This window comes from Hirschia baltica ATCC 49814, assembly GCF_000023785.1.
In the GTDB taxonomy this organism is placed as follows: Bacteria; Pseudomonadota; Alphaproteobacteria; order Caulobacterales; family Hyphomonadaceae; genus Hirschia; species Hirschia baltica.
Window position 1 is genome coordinate 2,807,902 of record NC_012982.1, and the last position, 24,621, is coordinate 2,832,522.

Annotated in this window: 17 protein-coding genes; 12 read left to right on the top strand and 5 right to left on the bottom strand. The window is 44.6% G+C overall.

Going from position 1 to position 24,621, the window contains the following annotated elements; genetic code table 11:
• Positions 1–108: 108 nt before the first annotated feature.
• A complete protein-coding gene (locus HBAL_RS13095; RefSeq protein WP_015828424.1) occupies positions 109–1,371 on the top strand; it encodes a helix-turn-helix domain-containing protein in 1,263 nt (420 codons plus the stop codon).
• A 91-nt stretch (positions 1,372–1,462) separates the two neighbouring features.
• Here the strand turns inward: HBAL_RS13095 and HBAL_RS13100 are convergent, their stop codons facing one another.
• The 3 genes from HBAL_RS13100 to HBAL_RS13110 form a co-directional block, all read right to left on the bottom strand.
• Positions 1,463–3,205 carry a glycoside hydrolase family 43 protein gene (locus HBAL_RS13100; protein ID WP_015828425.1) on the bottom strand — a complete coding sequence of 581 codons (1,743 nt, stop codon included), beginning with the start codon at positions 3,203–3,205 and terminating at the stop codon, positions 1,463–1,465.
• A gap of 61 nt (positions 3,206–3,266) precedes the next feature.
• Complete coding sequence (locus HBAL_RS13105) at positions 3,267–4,244, bottom strand: ABC transporter substrate-binding protein (protein ID WP_015828426.1); 978 nt, start codon at positions 4,242–4,244, stop codon at positions 3,267–3,269.
• Positions 4,245–4,403: 159 nt separating this feature from the next.
• Positions 4,404–5,978 carry an aldehyde dehydrogenase (NADP(+)) gene (locus HBAL_RS13110; protein WP_015828427.1) on the bottom strand — a complete coding sequence of 525 codons (1,575 nt, stop codon included), beginning with the start codon at positions 5,976–5,978 and terminating at the stop codon, positions 4,404–4,406.
• A gap of 490 nt (positions 5,979–6,468) precedes the next feature.
• Between HBAL_RS13110 and HBAL_RS13120 the strand changes: the two genes are divergently transcribed.
• Positions 6,469–9,102 carry a TonB-dependent receptor gene (locus HBAL_RS13120; RefSeq protein ID WP_015828428.1) on the top strand — a complete coding sequence of 878 codons (2,634 nt, stop codon included), beginning with the start codon at positions 6,469–6,471 and terminating at the stop codon, positions 9,100–9,102.
• 80 nt (positions 9,103–9,182) lie between these two features.
• Here HBAL_RS13120 and HBAL_RS16730 read toward each other — a convergent pair whose 3' ends face one another.
• Entirely contained in the window at positions 9,183–9,560 is a 378-nt protein-coding gene (locus tag HBAL_RS16730; RefSeq protein ID WP_149037424.1) for a hypothetical protein, read from the bottom strand.
• Between the two features lie 271 nt (positions 9,561–9,831).
• On the opposite strand from HBAL_RS16730, the gene HBAL_RS13130 reads away from it, so the two are divergent.
• The 9 genes from HBAL_RS13130 (at position 9,832) to HBAL_RS13170 (ending at position 20,989) form a co-directional block, all read left to right on the top strand.
• Positions 9,832–10,857: an amidohydrolase family protein gene (locus HBAL_RS13130; protein WP_015828430.1), complete on the top strand. Its 1,026-nt coding sequence runs from the start codon at positions 9,832–9,834 to the stop codon at positions 10,855–10,857.
• A gap of 26 nt (positions 10,858–10,883) precedes the next feature.
• Entirely contained in the window at positions 10,884–11,738 is an 855-nt protein-coding gene (locus tag HBAL_RS13135; RefSeq protein ID WP_015828431.1) for an amidohydrolase family protein, read from the top strand.
• Positions 11,739–11,788: 50 nt separating this feature from the next.
• On the top strand, positions 11,789–13,108 hold the full coding sequence (locus HBAL_RS13140; protein ID WP_015828432.1) for an MFS transporter: 1,320 nt from the start codon (positions 11,789–11,791) through the stop codon (positions 13,106–13,108).
• 89 nt (positions 13,109–13,197) lie between these two features.
• Entirely contained in the window at positions 13,198–14,184 is a 987-nt protein-coding gene (locus tag HBAL_RS13145) for a DODA-type extradiol aromatic ring-opening family dioxygenase (RefSeq protein ID WP_015828433.1), read from the top strand.
• 92 nt (positions 14,185–14,276) lie between these two features.
• Entirely contained in the window at positions 14,277–15,134 is an 858-nt protein-coding gene (locus HBAL_RS13150) for an HpcH/HpaI aldolase family protein (RefSeq protein ID WP_015828434.1), read from the top strand.
• 13 nt (positions 15,135–15,147) lie between these two features.
• Positions 15,148–16,692: an acetolactate synthase large subunit gene (locus HBAL_RS13155; RefSeq protein ID WP_015828435.1), complete on the top strand. Its 1,545-nt coding sequence runs from the start codon at positions 15,148–15,150 to the stop codon at positions 16,690–16,692.
• A gap of 17 nt (positions 16,693–16,709) precedes the next feature.
• A complete protein-coding gene (locus tag HBAL_RS13160; protein WP_015828436.1) occupies positions 16,710–17,609 on the top strand; it encodes a phosphate ABC transporter substrate-binding protein in 900 nt (299 codons plus the stop codon).
• Between the two features lie 496 nt (positions 17,610–18,105).
• Positions 18,106–19,359 (top strand): LysR family transcriptional regulator, encoded by a 1,254-nt coding sequence (locus HBAL_RS13165; protein ID WP_015828437.1) that lies wholly within the window; start codon positions 18,106–18,108, stop codon positions 19,357–19,359.
• A complete protein-coding gene (locus HBAL_RS13170) occupies positions 19,334–20,989 on the top strand; it encodes an MFS transporter (protein WP_015828438.1) in 1,656 nt (551 codons plus the stop codon). The genes HBAL_RS13165 and HBAL_RS13170 overlap by 26 nt, the downstream gene beginning before the upstream one ends.
• Positions 20,990–21,121: 132 nt before the next feature.
• Here the strand turns inward: HBAL_RS13170 and HBAL_RS13175 are convergent, their stop codons facing one another.
• Complete coding sequence (locus tag HBAL_RS13175; RefSeq protein ID WP_015828439.1) at positions 21,122–22,300, bottom strand: lactonase family protein; 1,179 nt, start codon at positions 22,298–22,300, stop codon at positions 21,122–21,124.
• A gap of 332 nt (positions 22,301–22,632) precedes the next feature.
• Between HBAL_RS13175 and HBAL_RS13180 the strand changes: the two genes are divergently transcribed.
• Positions 22,633–24,579 carry a PD40 domain-containing protein gene (locus HBAL_RS13180; protein WP_015828440.1) on the top strand — a complete coding sequence of 649 codons (1,947 nt, stop codon included), beginning with the start codon at positions 22,633–22,635 and terminating at the stop codon, positions 24,577–24,579.
• The last annotated feature ends 42 nt before the right edge of the window (positions 24,580–24,621 follow it).

Here is a 24,621-nt window from a genome sequence, read left to right on the forward strand (position 1 = left end):
ACGTCCAACAATGCTCGACAAATTTAACCGGGTGAAGTTATTATTGGTTAGAAAACTTGTTTACAAACATAATTAACATAATAAAAACAAGTAAATAGGAGGATTAGCATGCTCAAGAAGCAAGAAATCGAAGAAGAGATTTCCAACGTCCTTAATAGCGGAGCCTTAGGTCGCAGCAAAAGATACATTCGACTATTGCGATATCTAGCAGAGCGGACCATCACAGATGTACCGACGAAAGAAATTGATATCGCTATTGATGTTTTCGATAAACGTGGAACTTTTGATCCTTCCACGGAATCCTACGTCCGCGTATATGTTCATAATTTACGAAAAAAGCTTGAAGACTATTATTCTCGCAAGTCCGGAAATACCCAAGATTTGGAATTATCTATCCCTGTTGGAAGCTATAAGCTTGAATTCGCGCCATCAAATAGGACCGAAGAAACACCCGCATTGAGAGGGCAAACATTGCCGCGCCAAATAGCTTTTAAACAGCTAGCAATGTTTTTCGCTGCGAGTGCTGCAATATTTTTTATTGGCGTTTTCATCAAGGAAAAATTCTCCTCAACCTCCCAGCCAGTCAATACTGCCGCCAACAGTATTTGGGCACCAATTTATGACAATGACCGTCCAATTATTATTGCGCAAGGAGACTTCTTCTTTTTTGAAGAAGAGCAAGATAACAATAGAAGTCTATACATTAGGGATACGGCCATAAATTCCCTAGAAGAATTTTATGATGCAGAAGAAAGTGGCCTGATAGAAACTGGAAAATATACTCCATCTTCCAATGCGCGCACCAGCAACGGTGCCTCAATCGGAACTTTTCTTGTCTCCTCAATGCCTGATTTTCCGCGCGAAAGAACAACCGTAAAGATGGCATCCGAGCTGACCACAGCCGACATTCGTGAAAATCACATCATCTTTATCGGTCACATAAAGACACTCGGATTATTATCCGATTTTTACTTTGACATATCCAATTTTTCAGCAAGTCACGATTTTACGCGGCTAACAAATACACAAACAAAAAATGAATTCCTGCTTCAGGGAAACAGAAGCCAGCGCCACACAGATTACGGTCTATTTGCCCGTATGTCGTCACCAGCAAAAAACAAAATATATATCTGTACAGGCATGACAGATACAGCTGTCATTCAAACGGTTAAAACCGTGATATCAAATGAATTTAGTACCTCTATTTTGAATTCGCCACTGAATGAAACCGAAAGCTTGCCAGCCAATTTCGAGTCTCTGCTTGAAGTCGCAGGATATAATCGCGACAATATAACATCTAAGCTTCTATTTTCAGGACAATTAGATCCTTCAAAATTGTGGGACTCAAACTCTGCCACCGTCTCTCAGTGAGAGTGAGACACCGGCCTGCCCACCTACAAACTTTCACAATCATAGGTGGGACGTGGAATTATCAATGCCCATGATCATTGGGAGCAGAATTTCATTCCGCTGCTGCGTACAAACCAATCATCGCACCAATGAAATCCCAGCTTCGAATTGGACTTACAATCGAAGCGTCACCATTGACCAACAATGGCTGAGGAACACCATCGCCATATGTATAAAAGAATGAAATGATCGCCCCATCCATTTCAATGCTGAGTTCAACATTATCGTCGCCCGTCTTGCCCAACACTTTTTCAACCAAAACCCGACCACCGACGACATCATCCTTGCCAGCGCGTTCACGCAAACGAAGTACAGCCTGTCCCAATTCGTTGTTCACTAGTCCCAAAGTGAAATAGGCGAGATTGCTCTTGTAAATCACCAGCCCCGCTTCTGTTTCGGAATTTGAGGCACTCAAAGAAACTTCGGTTTTTGCAGTGAAAAAATTGTGCTGAATACGTCTTGAAACGATAGAAGGTTGACGACCATTATCAAGGCGCTCTCCGTTTGGGTGTATGATAAGCTCACCCTCACCCGTTTCCCACCATGTTGTTTCCGGTGCGCGAATAAACACCCAATCATCACCTAATTCAGTGTCAAACTCATCCTTAATTTCAAAATTTCCTCGCAATAGCGCCCCGTCCGCCACAAATTCCGGTAGATCTGGCTTGGGCATCTTATGCGGCATGCGCTGATCATTGCTCATAATAACTGGCCAACCAGTCTCCCACGAAACTGGCATGAGATAGGTTTCGCGACCTGCTGAATAGTCTTTTTCCGTATAGTTTCGCGTTCCCAAAAATACAGCCCACCAATCACCATTTTGCGTCTCAACAAGATCAGCATGCCCTGTCGTCGTGATACGATTTGGCTGATCAAATGGAAGGCCGGCCTGAGACAAAATAGGATTGTTTTCATAAGGTTCATAAGGGCCAAGCAAGTCTTTTGAACGAAAAACTACCTGCCTATGTTGTAAACCTGTTCCACCTTCGGCAATCGATAAGAAGTAATAATCATCCACTTTATAAATATGCGGCCCCTCCACATAAATGGGCTCTTCTTCGACATTAGACCCTCGATCAACGATCATATGAGGCTCACTCAATCGGTCAAAAGAGACAGGATCAATTTCTTGAATCCAGATCGCACCATGTGCCTTATATTGAGGTCCACCCGGGGGATCGGCGTGATATAGCAACCAACCTTTATCTCCCTCGAAATATAGCATTGGATCGAAGCCCCCAACATCCGTTAGCCAGATTGGATCAGACCACGGCCCCTCAGGACGATCGGCTGTAACTATAAAATTACCACCACAATCACTACATGCAGATGCAATAGAATATCGACCATTGTGATATTCTATTGTTGGACCCCAGACGCCTCGACGCGAAAACGACACGCTATCTATATCCAGCATACCGGGACGATCAATTGCATTTGAGACAAGCGACCAATTCACAAGATCCTTACTATGGAAAACTGGCAACCCAGGAAAATATCCAAAACTGGAAAGAGCTAGATAATAGTCATCTTCAACCCGCATAATCGTCGGATCTGGATAACTCCCCGGCAGGATCGGGTTCCAATACTCATTCTCACTCTTACCTATTAAATATTCAGGGTCTCGTCCCTCATATTCAAACCGCTCAAATATAGCTGCTGTTTCAACATTAGAATCTTCAGCATCACTAGATGTTTTCGCTGCAATCTCGGACTTAGTATCCGAACAATTAGCGACCACTAGGCTACAAAAAGCGAGCGCCGCTCCTGCGCAACATTTGATTAGAAAAGACATGCTACTTCCCTCAAAAAAAAGGGCTCTCCCAATCTAGAAGGCCCTTTTCACTTTATGATGGTTAAACCTTACGCGGATCGACGAAAAGCTCATCAACACTCATACGTTTGGGCAACATGCCCTGACTGAATGCGATACGCTCAAGCGCTTTAATAGATTCAATGTTTTCATCAATTCCATATGGCAGCGGATCATGGCCAACAATTTTCTGGTATTTACGATATTTCACATCTTGAGGGTGATCAGAACCTGAAGTCCCAAGTGTTTCTAACCATTCTGACTTCGCCTGCTCAAATGCATCAAAGAGCGATTTCGCAATCCAAGGATTTTCTTTAAGAACCGCCTCTTTGACTACGATAGTTCCGTGCATTGGATAGATATTAGTCCGCTGATACCATTCCGCTTCAAGCTCTTCAGGGTTCTCAAACATGTCCGGATAATCAACTTCAACTGATTTCCATCCACTTGTTGGATCACCTGTTCGACCAACACCTGCATTCCCGTGAAAGCCTGCAACCAGCTCTCCTTTCGCCATCATATCATTAAGCGAACGACCAGCAGGCGTTTTGATAACATTAGAAGGCAATTTCAATGCAGAAACATGCTCTTCATCATCCACAACCCATGTAACTTTGGAATTGTCTAAACCAAACTCTTCTTCAAGAATTCCTCGCGTCCAGACACCTGTAGTCACGGAATAAGCGCGAACTCCTGCTTTTTTACCTTCCAAATCCTTAGGCACTTTAATGCCCGCGTCAGGACGCACAAGTAAGCCTGAGTGATGGAAGCGACGCAAAACAAAAATTGGCAAAGCAATAATTGGAATACCATGCGCTCTAGCAATTATATATGTGGTTGGGGCCAATTCACACACATCAAACTCAAGATCACGAACCATACGTCTAAAGGCAGCGATCTGGGGCTGGATTGTCAGGAATTCAGCATCAACCCCCTCAATAGGAATAGATCCATTGCGGACGGCAGATGTGTGCGGTAATTCCGCAACTGCAATTTTAAGCGGCACTTTTTGTTTAGACATCACTTGTCCTCCAGAATATCGTTTTGTATTTTTATTTTTCTCATTTTATTTGATCCGAATACGATCCTGAGCTTGAGATTTTTTTCAATCACTTGAACACAATACCTGCCCATTCAGGCGCATTTCCTATCATTGGGCAGGCATGCCTCTAGACGTTTGCTAACCAATTTTAAGACCGCCATTCACACGTTGAGGAATGCCGGCAGAATTCTCAGAAGATATTTCTGGCATCATCAAACTAGGCGGAAGATTTTGAAAACAAACAGGTCTCAAAAAGCGTTTGATTGCAATTGAACCAACAGAAGACGTCGCTGGTGCTGTTGTCGAAGGATAAGGGCCGCCATGCACCATGGCGTCACAGACTTCAACTCCGGTACCAAACCCATCAAAAAGAACACGTCCTGCCTTATCCATTAATAACGGCAAAAGTGCTCTCACTTCTGGCTCATCGCCTGCGTCGGCGTGCACTGAAATTGTTAGCTGCCCTTCTAAGATCGTGATAATTTCTCTCAGTTGAGATACGCTTTCACACTTCACGATAAGGGATGCTGCGCCGAAAACCTCATCCTGCAAAGTCTCATCAGCAAGGAAATTAGCGCCGCCCACCTCAAAGACATGAGCCTGACAAACCACACCTTCAGCATTCATCCCCTCGCCAACGCATGAAACATTCTGATTGGCCTTTAGAGCGCGAACACCGCTTTGATATGCCTCACAGATACCTGCCGTTAACATCGTCGCTGCAGCGCTATTTGCCAGCCCTTTTGCTACCTCTTCTTTGAATAGCTCTAGTGACGGGTCTTCAACAGCCAGCACCAAGCCGGGATTAGTACAGAATTGGCCTGCCCCTAAAGTTAGCGCCCCTACAAAAGCTTGCGCAATGCCTGCTGCTTTCTGCTGCATCGCCTCTGGCATAAGTATGACAGGGTTTATAGAACTCATTTCAGCATATACTGGTATTGGCTCAGCTCTCGATTGTGCAATCGCCTGAAGTGCTAATCCTCCTTGACGAGAACCAGTGAATCCAACGGCTTTAACTCTGGGGTCTGCAACAAGTGCCGTTCCAACATCGCGAGACGCAGCAAAAAGCATCGAGAAAACACCTGTTGGCATATTGCAGTGCTTAACCGCAGCCACGATTGCCTTGGCAACCAACTCAGATGTACCTGGATGTGCGGAATGGGCTTTAACAATAACTGGACAACCCGCCGCCCATGCGGAGGCCGTATCTCCTCCCGCCACTGAGAAAGCAAGCGGAAAATTACTTGCACCAAAAACAACAACTGGACCAACAGGAATATTCACCAACCTTAAATCTGGTCGTGGTGGTGTCCTATCGGGCATTGCCTCGTCGATGCGGACATCAAGATATCCGCCATCCCTGACCACTTTTGCAAACAAACGCAGCTGACCAGTTGTTCGCCCTAATTCCCCCTGCAAACGTCCTTCGGGCAAACCTGTTTCCTGAACGCCTCTTGCGACGATTGAAGATTTGAGTTTCTCCAATTCATCCGCAACAGTTTCAAGGAAGTTTGCCCTTTCTTCGAGACTCGTCGCACGGAAAGCCTGAAAAGACTCGTCAGCCAACCGACACGCTGTCGACACTTCTTCCACAGAAGCACCATAAAATTCGGGAAACATTTCCATAGAAGTTGTTGGATTAAAGCCTTTAAAGCTACCTCCACTTCCTTTGACGAAACTATCTCCCAATAAGAGTTTACCCGTCAATTCCATATCTATCTCCCATATTCAAACGCATCAATTGGTGTACACATCACTCAACTGGATTAAATTCAGTACGTTCAGAATACTTAGAGCTTGCGGCTATGTAGGAGGTTATCGAAATCAGGGACCGCCATATTCATTCGGCGCATCAATAGCTTAAATGCAATTCCAAAGACCACCTTTATAGGCCTTTGTATAATGGAAGCAGAACTACAAACTCTACTCTATTTATACTTTACCAGAGCAGGACAGCACCAATTCTTACATTTTTGATTTTGTCTTCTCTTTGTAGAGAAGCAACATTCAAAAACAAAAAACCAAAATCGAAAATCAACGGCATGCCATAACTAATGACTGCTAAGGATATAAATTTCATGGGCATTTGGCTGTAGATATTTTCAGCTTGCCCACGAAATCTATACCCGAAAACCTCAAGATCAATGAAAGCATGCTCAGACAAAGTGTGGCAGTTAGTGCCATCAATTCTGGGAGGAAGAATATGAAGCGGAAACAATTTCTAAAATTGAGCGCGGCAGTACCAAGTGTGCTTGCGCTGGCAATGGGGCTGTCAGCTAGCGCACAGGAAGCAACACAAACAGAAACACAGGCAGAGGCGCAAACCGAAGAAAAAGAACGCAGCAGCATAATGATCGACACGATTGTTGTGACGTCCGAGCGCGTATCCTTTACAGAACAAGAAGTGCCAACATCACTCATCACCTTTGATGCAGGTGACCTTACTGAGTTAGATGCAGGTAATTTCAAAGACTTATCTAACTTCATGCCCAACCTCTCAATTGGTGGAGCAACACCATTTGGTGAGTCAGTGCCTTTATATTCTATTCGTGGTGTCTCCACCGCTAGTGGACGCGTGTCTGCTGAACCTGGGGTGGCCGTTTATATTGATGGATTATACTACCCAAGAACTATGGGCTCACTGTTGAAACTCGTTGATGTTGAATCCGTAGAAATTTCTCGCGGGCCTCAAGGGACACTATTTGGACGAAACTCTACCGCAGGTACAATTCAGTATAACACAAAAGCTCCAGAATATGAGTTCGGTGCACGCGTTGCTGGTGCTGTTGGTACGAGTAACCGGGCTGATTTAACCGGAATGATCAACATTCCTATGGGCGACCGTGCCGCTCTGCGAGTAAATGCAGGTACATGGAACAGAGACGGATATATTAATGTCACAGACCGTGATGGAAATGTTATTCATGACTCTGGGAATACAGATGAAACCGCCTTTCGGGCAGCTCTGCGTTTAGAGCCAACTGATAAACTAACAATAGACTTATCTGGAACTGTCGCTGAGAGTAACGGATTATCTCCTACGCCTATCATTTCAGACTTTTCTGTTCGTCAGGGAGAAGGTGGTATAAATGCTATCAATCCAGGTGACCCAATCCCAATCAATGATGATTCATTGTCTCCAGCACTCAGAGGATTGCAGGCCTATTTACAAAACAACGGACTAGACCCTCTGGTCGCTCAAGATCCTAGATTTATCAGTGGTGATAATTACACCCGTTCTTTTCCTTGCTATTTAGATCAGGCTACCCCTGTTGAAGGCGACTACATCCCTGCGGATCAACTATGTAAGCTTGAAGACTCGATCAAAAACACCGCATACAGCTTGAAAGTCGGCTATGACTTTAATGATACTTGGTCGATCAATTATCTAGGTGGAATGATTAAGGGTGAATATTACACGCAGAATGTCTTATTTGGTAACCTGTACAATCGTGTAAATGTTACCGAAGTTGATTCTGAATCACACGAATTCACATTGAACTATACTGGCGACAAACTAAAAGCGCTCGGTGGTGTTTACTTCTTCAAAGAGCAACCTTTTGAGCACACAGGAGACCGTGCCCACTTGATCTTTGGCGCCCCTTTCCAGCAAGGAAATGTAGAAGCGGCCGAAGAATTCGTTGATGCTCAAGTGGAAACGCAAGCTATCTTTGCAAATATGGTCTATGACTTCTCAGAGAAATTCTCAGTAACCGTCGGTGCGCGTTGTAGTGAAGATGACAAATCTACCGTTATCGGTTTCTATGACGTCGTAAATGGTGGTGCCGATGAAGTTCCGATTGCAGAAGACTATCCGGGCGCAACAATAGATTGGGATGGTGATGGCGTCGTTGTTGCAGGCGTAGATGGCTTTAGCGGACAAGCCTACACAAACAACGGCTTTGATGCTTTCACAGGATCAGCGAAATTTGATTCTTTTGACTGGCGTGTTTCTGCACGTTACTTTGTCGACCCTGTTAAAATGGTTTATGGAACAGTTTCTACAGGCTTTAAAGGTGGCGGCTTCTCCGACAACCTCGTGACCCACGTGCCAGAGCCATCTTGTGGCCCCGGACCTTTGGCATCCGGCTGTGTTGCATATGACACCCCTGTCCGCCCTTACAATCAAGAAGACGTTATCAACTACGAAGTAGGTATCAAAGCAGATTGGCTTGATAGCCGCCTGCGGACAAATGCCTCAATCTACGCGATGGACATCAAAGATCATATTGTTCAGTTCGCTACATTCTACCAGCCTCGTTTTGGTAGCCCTAGTCTTGTTATGACAAATGCTGGTGATGTTGTAATCAGCGGATTTGAAGCAGACGGAGAGTTCATTTTAAGTGAAAATTGGTCAGTTTCAGGGTCTGTCGGCCACACAAAATACGACTGGAGTAAACTAGATCCTGAATCAGAACTATACTATTTTGACCAATGTCCTGACATTGCATTTGAAGATGTAAATGTTGACAATTGTCCGATCCGCGATTCAAAACTCGCGCCAGAATGGAGTTTCTCGGCCGGAGCAAACTTCAATCGTGATATGTTGGGCGGTGTTGTTAAAGCAGCATTGAACTACGGTTGGACAGATGAAACTGAAGCAAGCAATGGCGATAACTCAGTTAGAATTGATGCTTATGGGGTAACAAACTTCCGTATTGAATACGATTCAGACGATGAAGCAAACTGGAGTATCGCTCTCGCAGGCTCCAATATTCTAGATGAAGAATACATCCTGTCAGGTCTTGAGCTTTCAGGTCAATCTCCAACCTACACATCCACATTTGTTCCATCTCGCGGAGCAGAATGGTCTCTCACATTAGAAAAACGTTTCTAGAAGCAATTTAGAACCTAAACCCAAAATAAGCCGCGCGATTTAGATCGGGCGGCTTATATTTTTCACTAGAAAAAATTAGTCTATTTAGTTTTTTGCAAGCTCTCTATTGTTTTCTTCATCTCAATGTTTTCACGTCGCATAGCTCCGTATTTGGGATATAAACCACGCACAAAATATTGATATAAAGACAGGTTCTCAATATCATTTCCACGATCGCGAGCCAGCTGGCTTATGAGATTTTCAGAGTCAGTCTGCCATATTCCAGAATGAGTCAAAACAGCAGGAAAAGAAGGCTTTATACCGCTCTTTTCCATGTCTATCCTTATCGCTGTATGCCGAGAAGTTCCGTGCTCGAAAACTTCAATATCATACTCTTTGGATAATCCGGTTTCACTTAAAAATATGTACAATTTCAAGCAGTGTGGACAGCCACTTTTCAAAAACAATTGCGACTTCAAGATACAATACTCCGATCTTAATAACTGTTTCTATTGTACAAATTTCCACCTAAATGCCCCATATCCCTCATTTGTTGGATGCTCTGATACAATATTGGATATAAACATTTTCACGATTTCTGTTCGAACTCTAAACGAATACACTTTCACTGGGTAAATATAGGCTCGCCACAGTATGTTCTTATGCAGCATGCCTCAAATTCTATACCCCAAGCCTGAAATTGATCAGCTAAGCTGGAAGAAAGAATAATTACAATCTTCAGAGGCTTACATGATTATCGATTGCCATGGTCACTTCACTACAGTCCCCCAGTCTTTTAGAGATTGGAGACAAAAGCAGGTACAGTATGCTGATGATCCTGTGAATGCTCCCAAAGTATCCGGAGCACATGTAACTGATGATGAAATCCGTGAAGGTGTTGGCAATGGCCAGCTAAAACTCCAGCAAGACCGAGGGAGCAATCTTACACTCTTCTCTCCTATCGCGGGATTGATGAGCCACCATTTAGGCAATGAACGCACTGCACTTGAATGGGCAGAAGTGTCAAACAATCTTGTGCGCCGTGTGGCTGACCTTTACCCAGATAATTTCGTGCCGGTATGTCAGCTGCCACAAACGCCTCATGCACCTCCGGAAAATAGTATTCCTGAATTACGTCGCTGTGTAGAAGAGATGGGATTTGTTGGCTGTAACCTAAACCCGGACCCTACTGGGGGGTATTGGACAGGTAAGCCTATGACGGATCGCTCTTGGTATCCTGTCTATGAAGCTTTGTGTGATTTAGATGTTCCAGCCATGATCCACGTTGCAGCCTCCTGCAACCCCAACTTTCACGGCACTGGTGCACACTATTTAAACGCAGACACCTCCGTATTTATGCAAATATTGCAAAGCGATTTATTTAAAGATTTCCCAAATTTACGCTTTGTGATTCCGCACGGTGGCGGAGCAGTTCCTTATCACTGGGGTCGCTATCGCGGAATGTCTCTTGAAATGGCCAACAGACCACTTGAAGGCCTCCTCGACAACATATTTTTCGATACATGTGTTTACCATCACCCTGGCATCGAACTCCTGACAAAAGTCATCCCAACAAGCAATGTATTGTTTGGCTCTGAAATGGTTGGGGCAGTGCGCGGTAAAGACCCCAACACCGGTCATTATTTTGATGATACAAAACGCTATCTGGATGCTTGTGATGCCCTCTCCGATGCGGATCGTCAGAAAATTTTCGAAGACAATGCACGAAGAGTTTACCCAAGATTAGATGCCCACCTAAAAGCAAAAGGTAAATAATAACAAATAATTAGGGAGCACACATCGTGACCAATCATATTATTGATATTCACCCACATATAATATCAGGTGACTTAGAAACTTATCCGCCGTCTCCTCTTTTCGGCATTCGCTCGGATTGGTCTCAGGAACGTCCCTGTACAGCTGAAACGCTAATAGAAGCAATGGACGAAGCCGGCGTTAGCAAAGCGGCTGTTGTGCACAGCTCAACAACATATGGCTTTGACAATAGTTATGTCGTTGACGGATGTAATAAATTTGCAGATCGCCTCATTGCTGTCGGCTCTGTTGATGTACTTACGTCAGATGCATGCGATCAAATCACAGCTTGGAATAAAAAGGGGCTTGCCGGACTACGTCTATTTACAGGCGGAAGCACAAAAGCTTTTGACCCAAGCGAACTTGACGATCCTCGCTCTTTTGCAGCATGGGAATTACTAGAAGAACTTGGTCTGCCAATGTGTATTCAGACAGGCCCTATCGGCCTGCCACAAGTGAGCATGTTAGCGAAAAAATTCCCGCGTGCGAATATCATTCTAGACCATTTAGGTCGCCCAGATGTTCTAGATGGACCTCCTTACAACAACGCTCAAAGCCTTTTTGACATTGCAGACATCCCTAACATCTACCTCAAACTGACACCGCGTATTTTTGGGGATGTTAAAAAAGGTAAAGCAAGCGCTGAAACTTTCTTCCCGAAAGTTGTATCCGTTTTTGGATCTGACCGCATGGCGTGGGGTTCCAATTTCCCAACATCGCCAGGAAGCCTGACAGAAATACTTGCTACAGCGCAAGCAGGGCTGGCGAGCTTAACCGATAAAGACCGCAACTGGATATTTTCACAAACAGCCCTCAAACTATATCCCGGACTGTCTGCATAAAGACAATAAACAAGCAAACATCCAAATAATAAAAGACTGGGGAGAGAAACGTGAATAAACCAAGCACAAAAACAGAGCCCGACCAACCACGAGCATCATCCCTGCCTCCCCATTTGAAATGGATAACATTGGGCATATTGGCGCTTGGAGCATTGATTGGTTTCTTTGACAGAACCAATATCTCCTCAGCACTCGCTGTTGACGCTTTCAAAGCTCATTTTGCTTTGTCAGATGTAGATCGAGGCTGGATTAATTCAGCTTTCTTCTGGTCATATGCCCTCTTTCAAGTTCCGATGGGATATGTAGTTGATAGATATGGGGTCAAAAGACCCTATGCAATTTGTTTTGCAATATGGTGTATCGCCTCTGCCTCAATCGGATTGATGTCAGCACTGTGGGGCCTCATTGTCTTGCGCCTGATTATTGGTGCAGCCGAAGCTGTCGTCGTTCCTGCCAGTTATCGTTGGATTAGATCAAATTTTGATCCAAATGAAAGCGGAACGGCCGTTGGTATCTACATGCTCGGAACCAAATTTGGTCCAGCTTTTGGGGCACCAATAGCAGCATGGTTGATTGTTACAATGAACTGGCAACTCATGTTCATCGTCACGGGTATAGCAGGTTTACTATGGCTAATTCCGTGGATCTTTATTGTTAAAAACGATATGCCCGAACAATTTAGCAGGACTGGAAACAATAAGAAAAAATCGCCCATCCCTGTTAAATCAATACTTTCAAGCCCTCTCATATGGGGCACGCTCGTTATCAATTTTTGCTATAACTATTTCACATTTTTCTGCATGACATGGATGCCATCATATCTTGTCGAGCAACGCGGATTAACCCTAAAAGAAATGGGCCTGTATACTTTCTTTAGCTTTGCAGGCATCGCTATTGTCGCCTTAACGGCGGGTTGGACAGCTGACAGACTTATAGCAAAATTTGGACGTGCCATTCTTATTAGGAAAGCCTTTGTTGTTGCCGGCTTCGCATGTGCATGTACCGTATTATTGGGTGCGCGTGCCGAAACGGTTGAAGAAGCTCTCTTCTGGAATATTGCATCGCTATCCGGTTTAGGTCTGACGACAGCCAACAATTTAGTGTTGTGTACACTGACCTTGATACCAAAAGAAATAACTGGTGTCGTCAAAGGTTTTCAGAACGTCGCATCAGCATCAGCGGGCATATTAGCACCAATCATCACAGGTTGGCTGCTCCATAAATCAGGCTCCTACCTAGCTCCTATGACACTGATTTTTGTCTTCCTGATTATCGGTGCAACAACCGTTCTTCTGGTCTTGAGACCTGAATGGGCTCCCAAAGTTACACCGGAAGCCAATACCGATATCGACGAAGCAAAGTCGACATAAAATTGTAATTAAAATCAATCGCTCACCACGTCTTTTTGATCCCTCCCCAGCAAAAATGACATGTATTGTGATAAAAAAGGAAATTACCAATGGCCGAAATAGTATTTGGAATGGCACAACCACACAGCGGCATGCTGGGCCAGCCCCCTGAAGACTGGCTCACCAATGGCGAACGTGATCGCAACAATAAAAAAATGCTCTGGTATCGCAATAAACGCTGGGACTATGAAGACCTAGAAGCTGAACGTGGACCAGAAAATTTCGAACCGTTCCTTACGTTGGAGGAACGCACACAACGTCAAGCACGTAATCACGCTGCCATTCAAAAGATGAAAGAGGCTTATGAGGCCGCAAATGTAGATGTTGCGATTATTCTGGGCAAGGACCAGCAAGAAATCTTCACGCACATGTCTCCTTCAATCGCAATATACAGTGGTGAGGAAGTACATAACGGTCCACCACAGCGCCCTGTATTTGCGCCAGACAAACCAGTTACACACAATTGCCACCCAGAGCTTGCCAACTATCTCATCAAAAATTTTGAGAAAGACGGCTTTGACATCACTGACCTATTCTCATGGCCAGATAATGTTTGGATGAAACCCGCTGCCCCTATCGTGCCGCATGCTTTCAGCTTCATCTACCATCAAATTATGAGTGATAATCCACCTCCACATGTGCCAATTCTCATGAATTGTTTCTACGAACCGACGCAGCCCCCAATGTGGCGCTGTATTGATTTTGGAAAGTCACTTGTAAAAGCCATTAAGGATTGGGATTCAGATGCGCGCGTCGCCATTATCGCATCAGGTGGCCTGTCTCACTTCGTATGTGACGAAGAATTTGACCGTAAAATCATAGAAATGCTTGGCAATTATGATTTTGAAGGTCTCTCCGCACTACCCGAAACTAGCTATCAGTCCGGCACATCAGAAATCAAACTCTACACATCTGTTATGATGGCACTCAAAGATGCTGGCGCAAAGATGACGCTTGTAGACTATGTCCCAAGCTACCGAACTCCAGCAGGAACCGGAGAAGGCATGGGCTTCATGTATTGGAGCACAGACAAATAACCGGTCATTAATTTGAACAATGCCTCGTCACTTTAAAAGACTATGGCACCAATTTTCTCTTACACGACTTCTATTCCTGAGGGACACCCCAAATGGCTGACACACGATTAAACGGTATTATCCGTGCCTTTGAGTCAAACAAACCCGCTTTTACAGCTTTTTCAAAGTTGGATAAACAAGCTGCAATTGAGATGACTGATTCACCTTATGACGGCATCATCTTCGAAATGGAGCACAATCCATATGATGTCGCTGGCTTAGGCGATGCTCTTCAATACATGCTGAACCGCAAACAAATCGCACAATCTGGCTCAGTTGCGCCCAATGTAACACCGATTGCACGTATACCCGCCAATGGTGTTGAGATGAATCAGGCATTTGCCAAACAAGTTCTTGATCGCGGTGTGTATGGCGTGGTTTGGCCACACGTTGCGACAGTAGAGCAAGCTTATAATGCCGTGGCTTCATGTCGTTATGGTCGTCCAAAGAATGCGCCTTTGTACGAACCCAAAGGTGTACGTGGCGATGGTCCCGCTACAGCAGCTCGATATTGGGGATTAAGCCAAGCTGAATATTATGCAAAAGCAGATGTTTGGCCACTCGTACCACATGGTGAAATTCTTGTAGGACTAATGTGCGAAAGCACACAGGCAATTGAAAATCTTGATGATATTCTTTCGAATGTTCCAGGAATAGGCTTCATCCTAATCGGTGAAGGAGATCTTTCTCAAGAGCTTGGTTTCCCTCGCCAATACGACCATCCTGAAGTTGTTGAAGCAATGGCTAAGATCGTTGCAATTTGTCACAAGCACAATGTTGTCGTGGGCAATCCACACACAAACTCGGGCAATGTGGAACGCTTAATTAGTGAAGGATATCGCTTTTTGATGTCCCCTCCCAAGCGCAGCTATGGCGTTGTCGGCGAAGGCCGCGAAATGGCCGGATACTAATAAGGAAATTGTCATGAATGGTGCAGAGAGTCTCGTATCAACACTGATCGACCAAAACGTAGACATATGTTTCGCTAATCCCGGCACATCTGAAATGCACTTTCTTGCAGCTTTGGATAACCCAAAGATGAAGAGCGTGCTTTGCCTTTTTGAAGGTGTAGCGACTGGCGCAGCTGATGGTTGGTATAGGATGAAAGAGACCCCAGCCTCCACTCTCCTACACCTTGGACCAGGGCTCGCCAACGGACTCGCCAATATTCACAACGCGAAACGCGCTTCATCAGGCATGGTAAATATCGTAGGTGAGCACTCCATGTCGCACCTGAAATACGATCCCCCACTGGCATCTGATATTGAAGGTCTAGCGCGGCCTTTAAGTCATTGGGTACGCCGCGCAGATTCTGCATCTTCTATAGCTTGGGATACGGCTTCAGCGGTGGCTGCAGCTAACGCCCACCCAGGCCAGATTTCTACGCTCATCTTGCCCGGTAACACAAGCTGGGAGGAAGCCGCGCCCACACATGCTTTACCTCAAGTAAAACATGAAAAGCGCGTTCCAGACACTGGCCGAATTGAAAATGTCGCCAATATTCTCAAGAGTGGCGAACCAGCGCTTATTGTTCTTGCCAACAAAGCAACCAAAGGCCGAGCGTTAGAATTAGCTGGAAAAGTATCTGCCTCGTGCAAATGTCGGTTAGGCACACAATTTTTCACCGCTCGTATTGAACGCGGTGCTGGCCGCGTTCCTTTGGAACGCATTCCTTATGCCGTGCCGCAAGCTATAGAATTCCTAAAAGGCTTTAAACACATAATCACTGTGGAAACCAATGAACCCACAGCGTTTTTCAGCTATCCTGATAAACCAAGCTTACTCAAAGACCCTTCCACAAACGTGCATTGTCTCGTCGAAAAAGACGAAGATAGTGAATTAGCGTTTGAAATGCTGCTTGAAGCTATCGGCGGTCAAGATGCAGCGCCAATCCTACAAGAACGGGTAGAAACACCCGCTCCTACAGGTGAGTTAATTCCATTAAGCATCGCCCACGCCCTTGCTCATTCCATTCCTGAAAATGCAATCGTGATAGATGAGTCGCTAACAACAGGTCGTGAGACCATGGGGCATACAGTCGGCGCACGTCCTCATGATCTTATCAATAATCTCGGCGGGTCTATTGGATATGCAACCCCCTTATCCATTGGTGCTGCTTTAGCCTGTCCAGATAGACGTGTCGTGTGCATGGTTGGGGATGGTAGCGCGATGTACACAATTCAATCTTTATGGACGCAAGCGCGTGAAGGATTGAACATTACGACAATCATCTTCGCCAACAATAAATATGCCATCTTGAAAGCAGAATACGCCAATATGGGCGCTGGCACTCCCGGCGAACAAGCTATGGCAATGATTGATATAGATCGCCCAACAATTAACTGGGTTTCAATGGCAAACAGTATGGGTGTTTCTGCCCGCTCCGTAAATACAGCTGAAGATTTCACAAAAGCGATGCTGGATTCATTCAATGAACCTGGCCCATCTCTCATCGAAGTTCAGCTATAGCTCCAAGTGAGGACACAATGGAACAATTAGAAAATGGTAAGCTAAAGCTCAAAACCAATCTTGCCGATTATCCAGTCACCCTTGCGATGAAAGATGGGCGCGTCACATCTGACAAAGTAGAACTGGATTTTTGCGGTCCAGAAAAAGCACACAATGGCTTTAAAGATATGATCCGGCGCAATAGCTATGATGCAGGTGAGCTTGCAATCGTTACCTATCTTCAGGCCAAATGCTATAACAAGCCTTATGTCATGCTACCCGCGCCTATTTCAGGACGCTTTCAACACCATTGTTCTGGTTTCAACAGAGATTTTGGACACGTAAACCCAAAAGACATTGAAGGCAAAAAGGTTGGCGTAAGAACATATGCACAAACAACCGGCCTCTGGATGCGGGGCATTTTACAACATGAATACGGTGTCGACCTGAATAAAGTGACCTGGATGACTGTGAATGAAGGTCATCTCGAAGAATATTCCGATCCCGCCAATTGCATTGAGCTACCCAAAGGGTCCGATATCGGCAAAATGATGCTGGATGGTGAACTTGCCGCAACGCTTCAGGGGGTTGATCTGCCAAAAGATGATCGGGTGGAATACCTTGTTCCCAAACCATTTGATGCAGCAAAGGAATGGTTTGCCCGTGAAGGTGTTGTACCCATAAACCATATGTTCGTTGTACATGAAGATATTTCACGTAACCATCCCGAAGTCGTTCGCGAGATCTATCGCATGATCTGTGACAGTCGAGAGCTCACTAAAGGAGGCGTCCCCTCCCCATACCCTCCATTGGGCCTAGAAGCGAACCGCAAAGGTATCCAACTTGCTATAGAATGGGCTTTTGAACAGAAAATCATTCCACGCAAGTTATCAGTCGACGAATTATTTGACGATACGACTGCAAGTCTAGGTGGCTAATTTAAGAGCTTATACTCCTCCGCCAAAACGATAAGCACATTTAAAAACACACTTGCCCAAAGTAAGTGTGTTTTTTGATGCCTCCACAGCCACCCCTTCCGTATTGGGTACGTTACATATGTTCAAATACTACGTCTAAAAACGACCCAACTTTCTCAAATTCCAACAAATGGATATAAGTTTTATGTCAAACTGGTGATAAATTTAATATGCCGACCATATAAGTTTCGCATCCAAACGTTCGAAATAAAAGACATAATAAATCCGAAATTTAATACCCTAAACAATAACACAAAAATTATATTAAGTATTTGTTTTTAAACAATATTTCATAACAAATTAATATAATTATCACGACAACAAAATGCACTTATATACACCTAAAAACCATCAATTTTCATGTTCACTCACTTCTTCGCCCCTCTATAATGGTGATTAATTATGATGTACTCCTCATTTCAAACAGCAAACTAAATAAGACTGGGAGGACGATGGAATGACAACAGAATCCATAAGCTTTCGACAATTAAAGCTTCTCGAAACCGTTGGACGTGTAAACAGCGTTAGACGCGCTTCAGAGGAATGCAATTTATCTCAGCCAGCCGTCACCCAAGCTATTCTAAAACTTGAAAGCCAATTAGGCGTTCAGCTTCTCATACGGAGCACAAGTGGAAGCTACCTCACTGAGCTAGGACGAATTTTTCACCATCGCGCTGAACGTTTCTTTGATCGCTTAAGAGATGCACTCCAAGAACTTCCTAATTCAGAGACAGCTCTCAATCTCGATATTGCTGCGAATCGAATATCCAGATCTCAAATAAACTGTCTCATCGCAATATTTGCAGCAGGGAATCTAGAAGCTGCTGCAAATGAGCTTGGCCTAGTCCCCACATCGGTTCAACGCGCCCTTCGCACGCTGGAAGCAAATGTAAAAAACACCCTATTAAATAGAACAGCCGCTGGTCTTTCATTAACCCCTACCGGCATGAATTTCGGTAAGCGCATGAAGCTTGCTCTTCAGGAGATCGAAGCAGCCCAGAATGATATTGAAATATCCCGTGGAAATACACGCTCACGCATAACTGTTGGCGCAATGCCTTTTGGAGGCAGTTTCCTTCTTGCGACTGTTTTAGATACATTTGTTCAGGAATTTCCAAATGCTGAAATAAAAATTGTGAGCGAGAATGCACCAGAATTAATGCAAAGCTTATCTGATGGTGATGTCGATTTTGTCGTTGGACTTGTACAACAAGATGGTCGAGAGAATCTCGAATATATACCGCTTGCTGATACATGTTTTCATATTGTCGGACGCACCAACCATCCATTATCCTTTAAAGACAACATAACCACTGAAGACCTTCTCGAATATGAGTGGGTTGTAGGTACTCGCGGTGCAAGTCGTAGAGAATGCTTTGAGAAACTCTTTGAAGGCACTTCAGGTCCGCACGCCCCCATTCGCACCAGTGCATTCACAATCATTCGCAGTCTACTTGAATCTGGTGACCGGCTCACGCTGATGACTGATTACGAACTCATGCACCAAAGAGATTACCTACAAGCATTGCATTATCCAGCTATTACACCTGTTCCTGCAATTGGTATTACCACACGCAAAGACTGGCTTCCAACACGATTGCAAAAACACTTGGTAGATGAAATTAGCGCTCACACAAAGAATTCCGCCTACGTGATCTCCACACTTTCAACTGAGCCAATTTCTAATGGCAGACACCAGCGAAAGGCATGATGTGGACACTTCTTCAAACAATGAAAAGACATCACCTTCCATAGAGCCGGAAGCGAAAATATCGCCACTCAGCATACCAACCTATAGAAACCTATGGACCGCGACAGCTTTCTCCAACATGGGAAGCCAAATCCAAGTCGTCGCTGCCTCTTGGCTAATGGCAAGTTTGACTGATTCACCCCAGCTTATAGCGCTGGTCCAAACAGCGATGAGCCTACCAGTGATGATGTTTTCAATATTTGGTGGCGCACTCGCTGATAGATGGGATCGTCGCAAATTAATGCTGTTATCACAAACAGTTATGTTTTGTGCAGCTGTCACCCTTATGACTGCGACCTATTTCAAATGGATAACACCTTGGTTTTTATTGCTATTTACAGCCATTATTGCCTCAGGAAACGCTATCAATAATCCCTCTTGGCATGCGTCGGTACGCGATTTGATTCCACGCAATATACTAGGCCGGGCCGTTGCTTTAAATAGTATGAGCATGAATTTAGCGCGCACACTTGGGCCTGCCATTGGTGGTTTAATAGTCGCAATTAGTAGTGCTGCTACGGCCTTTCTCGTCAATGTGTTAAGCTATATCGGATTGATCATTACTTTACTGATCTGGCGACCTACGAGAGACCAATCTGACATCCCGTCTGAACCAATCCTGCAAGCTGTTGGCGCAGGAATGCGGTTTGCAATCAGATCTCCATATATTCGCACCGCCATGGTACGCGGTGCAATGGGAGGTATGACAAACAGTGCTATACTTGCCCTCGCTCCCGTTCTAGTCAGCCAACGCTATGATGGTACCGCATTATCATTTGGATTTCTTTTAGGTGGATATGGTGTCGGTGCCGTTATGGGCGCGATATCTGGCGGCATTCTACGTGAAAAATGGACATCTGAAAATGTGGTCAGATTGGGTACTGTCTGTATATTTATTGGTCTATTACTGTTAGCTTTCGCACCAGTTTATCTCGTATCTGTTATGGGTATGCTTTTAGCTGGCTCCGGTTGGGTGGTAAAACATACAAGTCTCAATACGACTGTGCAATTATGTGCGCCACGCTGGGTAACAGCTCGCGCTTTATCGACGTACCAAATGGCCACATTTGGAGCCATGGTTGTTGGCAGTTGGACTTATGGATTTATTGCTGAATATGGCAGTCTATCGACGGCTTATTTTGTCGCTAGTATAATATTAGCCAGCAGCGCCATTTTAGCTTTGGGCATGAAATTACCGATAGCTGAGAACCTAAATCTAGACCCAATAAAACACTGGCGCGAACCCGTCATTGACATAGACGTACAATTAAAAAACGGGCCTATTTTCGTCGAACTTGAATATGTCATTGCCATAGAAGATCAGCAAGAATTTCTAACTGAAATGGCGCAACGCGAACACATAAGAAAACGAGATGGAGCAAGAGCTTGGTCCCTTTGGCAAAACCTAGAGGATAGCTCTCGCTGGATAGAAAGTTACAGTGTGCCAACATATGGAGAATACATTCGGCACAATAACCGACGCACTCAAGATGATCTCCACAACATCAAAAATCTGGAAAACCTGCACCGTGGAGCTGAGCGCCCAAGCTTAAAACGCTATCTCAAAGGCAATCCAATTAAGAAAAAGTGATCCGTTTGGTTTCCCCAAAAAACCAATTGCTTTCGAACAAGCTCTTCCTTTTCTTTCATCAAAAAAAGGAAGAGCTGTTTCTGTGGCCAAAAATAGGGCCACAAGTGCTGGAGCTAAAACTTCAATTTCTCTTTATTTTCTAAAAGCGACATTTGCGACTTGTGGAATTTCTATCTCCCCTGACATACGCTCCACCAACCCCGTTTCATCATCACGCCTAAAAGCAGTCACGCTGTTGGATTTGAAATTTGCAATCAACAGCCATTCCTCACTTTTATTCATTGCAAAATGCCAAGGTAATTTCCCGCCAACAGATACTCTTTGTATCTCCGAAATTGCACCCGTTTGTTCACTCACATTATAAACAATCAACTGATTTTCACCTCGGTTGGTGACATACAAAAAGCGACCATCTTTTGAAATTGCGAGCTCCGAAACGCTTTTAAATCCTTCAAAACCTTCAGATAGAGTATTTTGAGTTTCAATCGGGATTAATTCGCCAATCTGAGCATTCCAAGAATAGACTTGCACCTGAGCTGTAAGCTCAAAAACCAAATAACAAAATTTGCCATTTGGATGAAACACAAGATGACGTGGACCCGTTCCTGCTGGCGTTGTCACCTCAGCGCGGCTAGCCGCCTGCAATCCACCATCATTCTCTGGGAGTTTATAGATAAAAACTTTATCCGCACCCAAATCAGGCGAAAGCACAAATTGACCAGACGGATCGAGCACAGCAGCGTGCGCATGCGCGCTATCTTGGCGTCGATGTGGGCCACTTCCCACTTGCATCTGACGCCCAGTCACAGTCTGCAAACTCAAATCATCATTCATAGTAATTTCAGAAACAACCGAGTCCCGAAAGTTCGCTATATATAATTTTTCTCTTTTCACATCTGGTGCAATAAAAGTGGGATCTTCTCCCCCAGATGATATCTTATTGATGATACTCACAGCACCGGTATTCGGATCAGATTTTAGACCATATATCAAACCTGTACCATTCTCCCCTCCGGACGCTGTTGCGTAGAAAACAGATGAGTCTGGTACAAACTCTAACCATGTTGGACGCTCTATATCTGCAACGATACCCAATGGCATCAACACACCCGTTTTGTGATCCAGTTTAGCGCCATATATACCCGTATTTTCGTCACTTACACGCGTACCGAAATAGACATATTCGAAATTCTGATGCGCTTGGTTTTGCAACATAGCGCATGCAGACAATGCAACGGTGCAAATCAGTCCAAACAAAACTGTAGTATATCTGTGTAGCGCCTGTTTTTTGACGCACTTAAAATCAATCATATTTTAGTCCTCCCGCGTCGACGCTACGCGCAAGAAAGACAAAACAACACATAAAACCGCGTCTAGCGTGATAAATAATCACTCACTTAATCCCGCAAACTTCAAAAGGAGAGGTAATATCCAGATTCCCTCCCTCTAGACACAAGACACACGCTACCACCTAGATTAAGATTGAAACTTTAAGTTTGTTTCCAACCCAAAACTGATCAATGCAATCATTCTTCCTATCCCCCTCGTCCACCTCAAGCAGATAGGATAGCTAGATAATCCTATACATACGGACAAAAATCATGACCGAATGCAATAATAATGACACCTCGGGGAAGAAAAATATGAGACGCAAAACTCTATTGCTCGCTTGCACAGCTTTAGCACTAATCACCCAACAAGCCTGTACCACCATTGCCGATGGCGAGACACTTCCCGTAACAGATGCCCCCCAAGCAATTGCGTCATCCACGACTGAAGACGTCGTAGAAAAAAAAGGGGTGATGTTCATGAACCGGATAGGTCCGGGAAGCTCAGAATTATACATATCCAATGCTGACGGCACAAATGAACGCAAGCTTTTAGGTGAAAATACTGTTTTTGAATACAGTGCTGAACTCGCCTCTGATGGCACGTCAGTCTATTTTACATCCGAACGCAATGGTGATGGAAACTCAGAGCTATTCAAGGCCAATATTGATGGCAGCAATATTGAAGAAGTAGTATCCAGCTCATCCGTAGAAGATGCTGTCTCCATTTCTCCAGATGGTAAAAAAATAGCATTTGTTTCCACACGAGAAGGTTATTTTTCTAACGTTTGGATCAAAGACCTTGAAACAGGCGAACTGACAAACCTAACAGGCGCAGAGCACATTCAAGGCGATCCTATGCTGCCGAACAGCTTTCTACGTCCGTCTTGGTCACCAGATGGAAAGTGGATCGCCTTCTCTTCAGATCGCAACACAAACTGGCGCGGTCATGACTACCCGATTGGTTGGGAACATACGCAAGAATTATCTATTTACGTCATAGGAGCTGATGGACAAAATTTCCGTCGTTTAGTTTCTAAACCAGAGATGTCTTACGGCTCGCCTTCTTGGTCACCAGATGGAAAACGTATCTCATTCTATGCAATAACAACGGAAGACACATGGGGCGCACGTCGCTATAATCTCGTACAAGACACGACATCTCAAATTGCTTCAGTTGATGTAGAAACTGGACGGGACTATATCGAGCACACTTCAGGAAAGGGTGTGAAAATTTCTCCAGTTTACATTTCCAATGATAAAATTGGGTATGTAAACAAAGGGCCAGAGAATGAAGGTATCTATTATACCGATGGCTCCACCCCAATTCTAAAAAAGAATGTTCGGGAACCTATATGGACCCAAGATGGCAGTCAGGTCATTTATGAACAAGTCGATCACACGCGCCGCCCTGACGGTGTCGACCTCTATAGCTGGGATCCAGAATGGGAATACAAACATATAGATGTTTTCCCCCTCCTCTCCAGCCAAGATGAAATCGTTATCTCTGATAAGAAAAATATCGGTAATCTCGTTGTGCTGGATCGAGATGGCAAAAATCCACGCACCATTTATGAGGTCACCAAGGAATCAACCAAGACACCATACCTGTTGGGGACCGGCTTGGTTGGAGCTTATCAACCGTCATGGTCGAGAGATGGGGAATGGGTCACATTCTGTGTGGGGACCTTTTTTTATAAACGCTATGATGCTCCTGCGCGCGTTATGATGGTTCGTCGCGACGGTACAGGCCTTAGGGAAGTAACACATGGTGAAGAGAATGCTGGTTTCCCAAGCTTTTCTGCAGATGGCAAAGAAATCGTCTACCGCGTCTGGGACAAAGAAAACATAGGCCTAAGGATTTATAACATCGAGAAAGATGAACACCGTGTTCTAACAGAAACGGGTGATAACCTACCTGCCTACTCCCCAGATGGAACACGTATTCTATTCACCCGCAGACACGGCCATGCAGATTATGATCTATATACGATCAAACCTGATGGCACCGATCTTGTTCGCCTGACAACACACCCAAGTGGTGATGGCCATGCAGTCTGGTCAAATGATGGCAGCAAAATCATGTGGAGTGGTTCAGTTTATGGCTTCCGCGATGAGGCAGCCCTATATGATGACACGTTCCAGCAATATGGTCAGATTTGGGTTATGAATGCAGACGGCTCAAATAAGCACATGGTGACTGATAGCAAATGGGAAGATTCCATGCCGCTATATGTTCCATATTTAGACCAAGAAAAGTAAAGCCTAGCGGCTTTATTAGTTGAACATACATATCTCCAACCT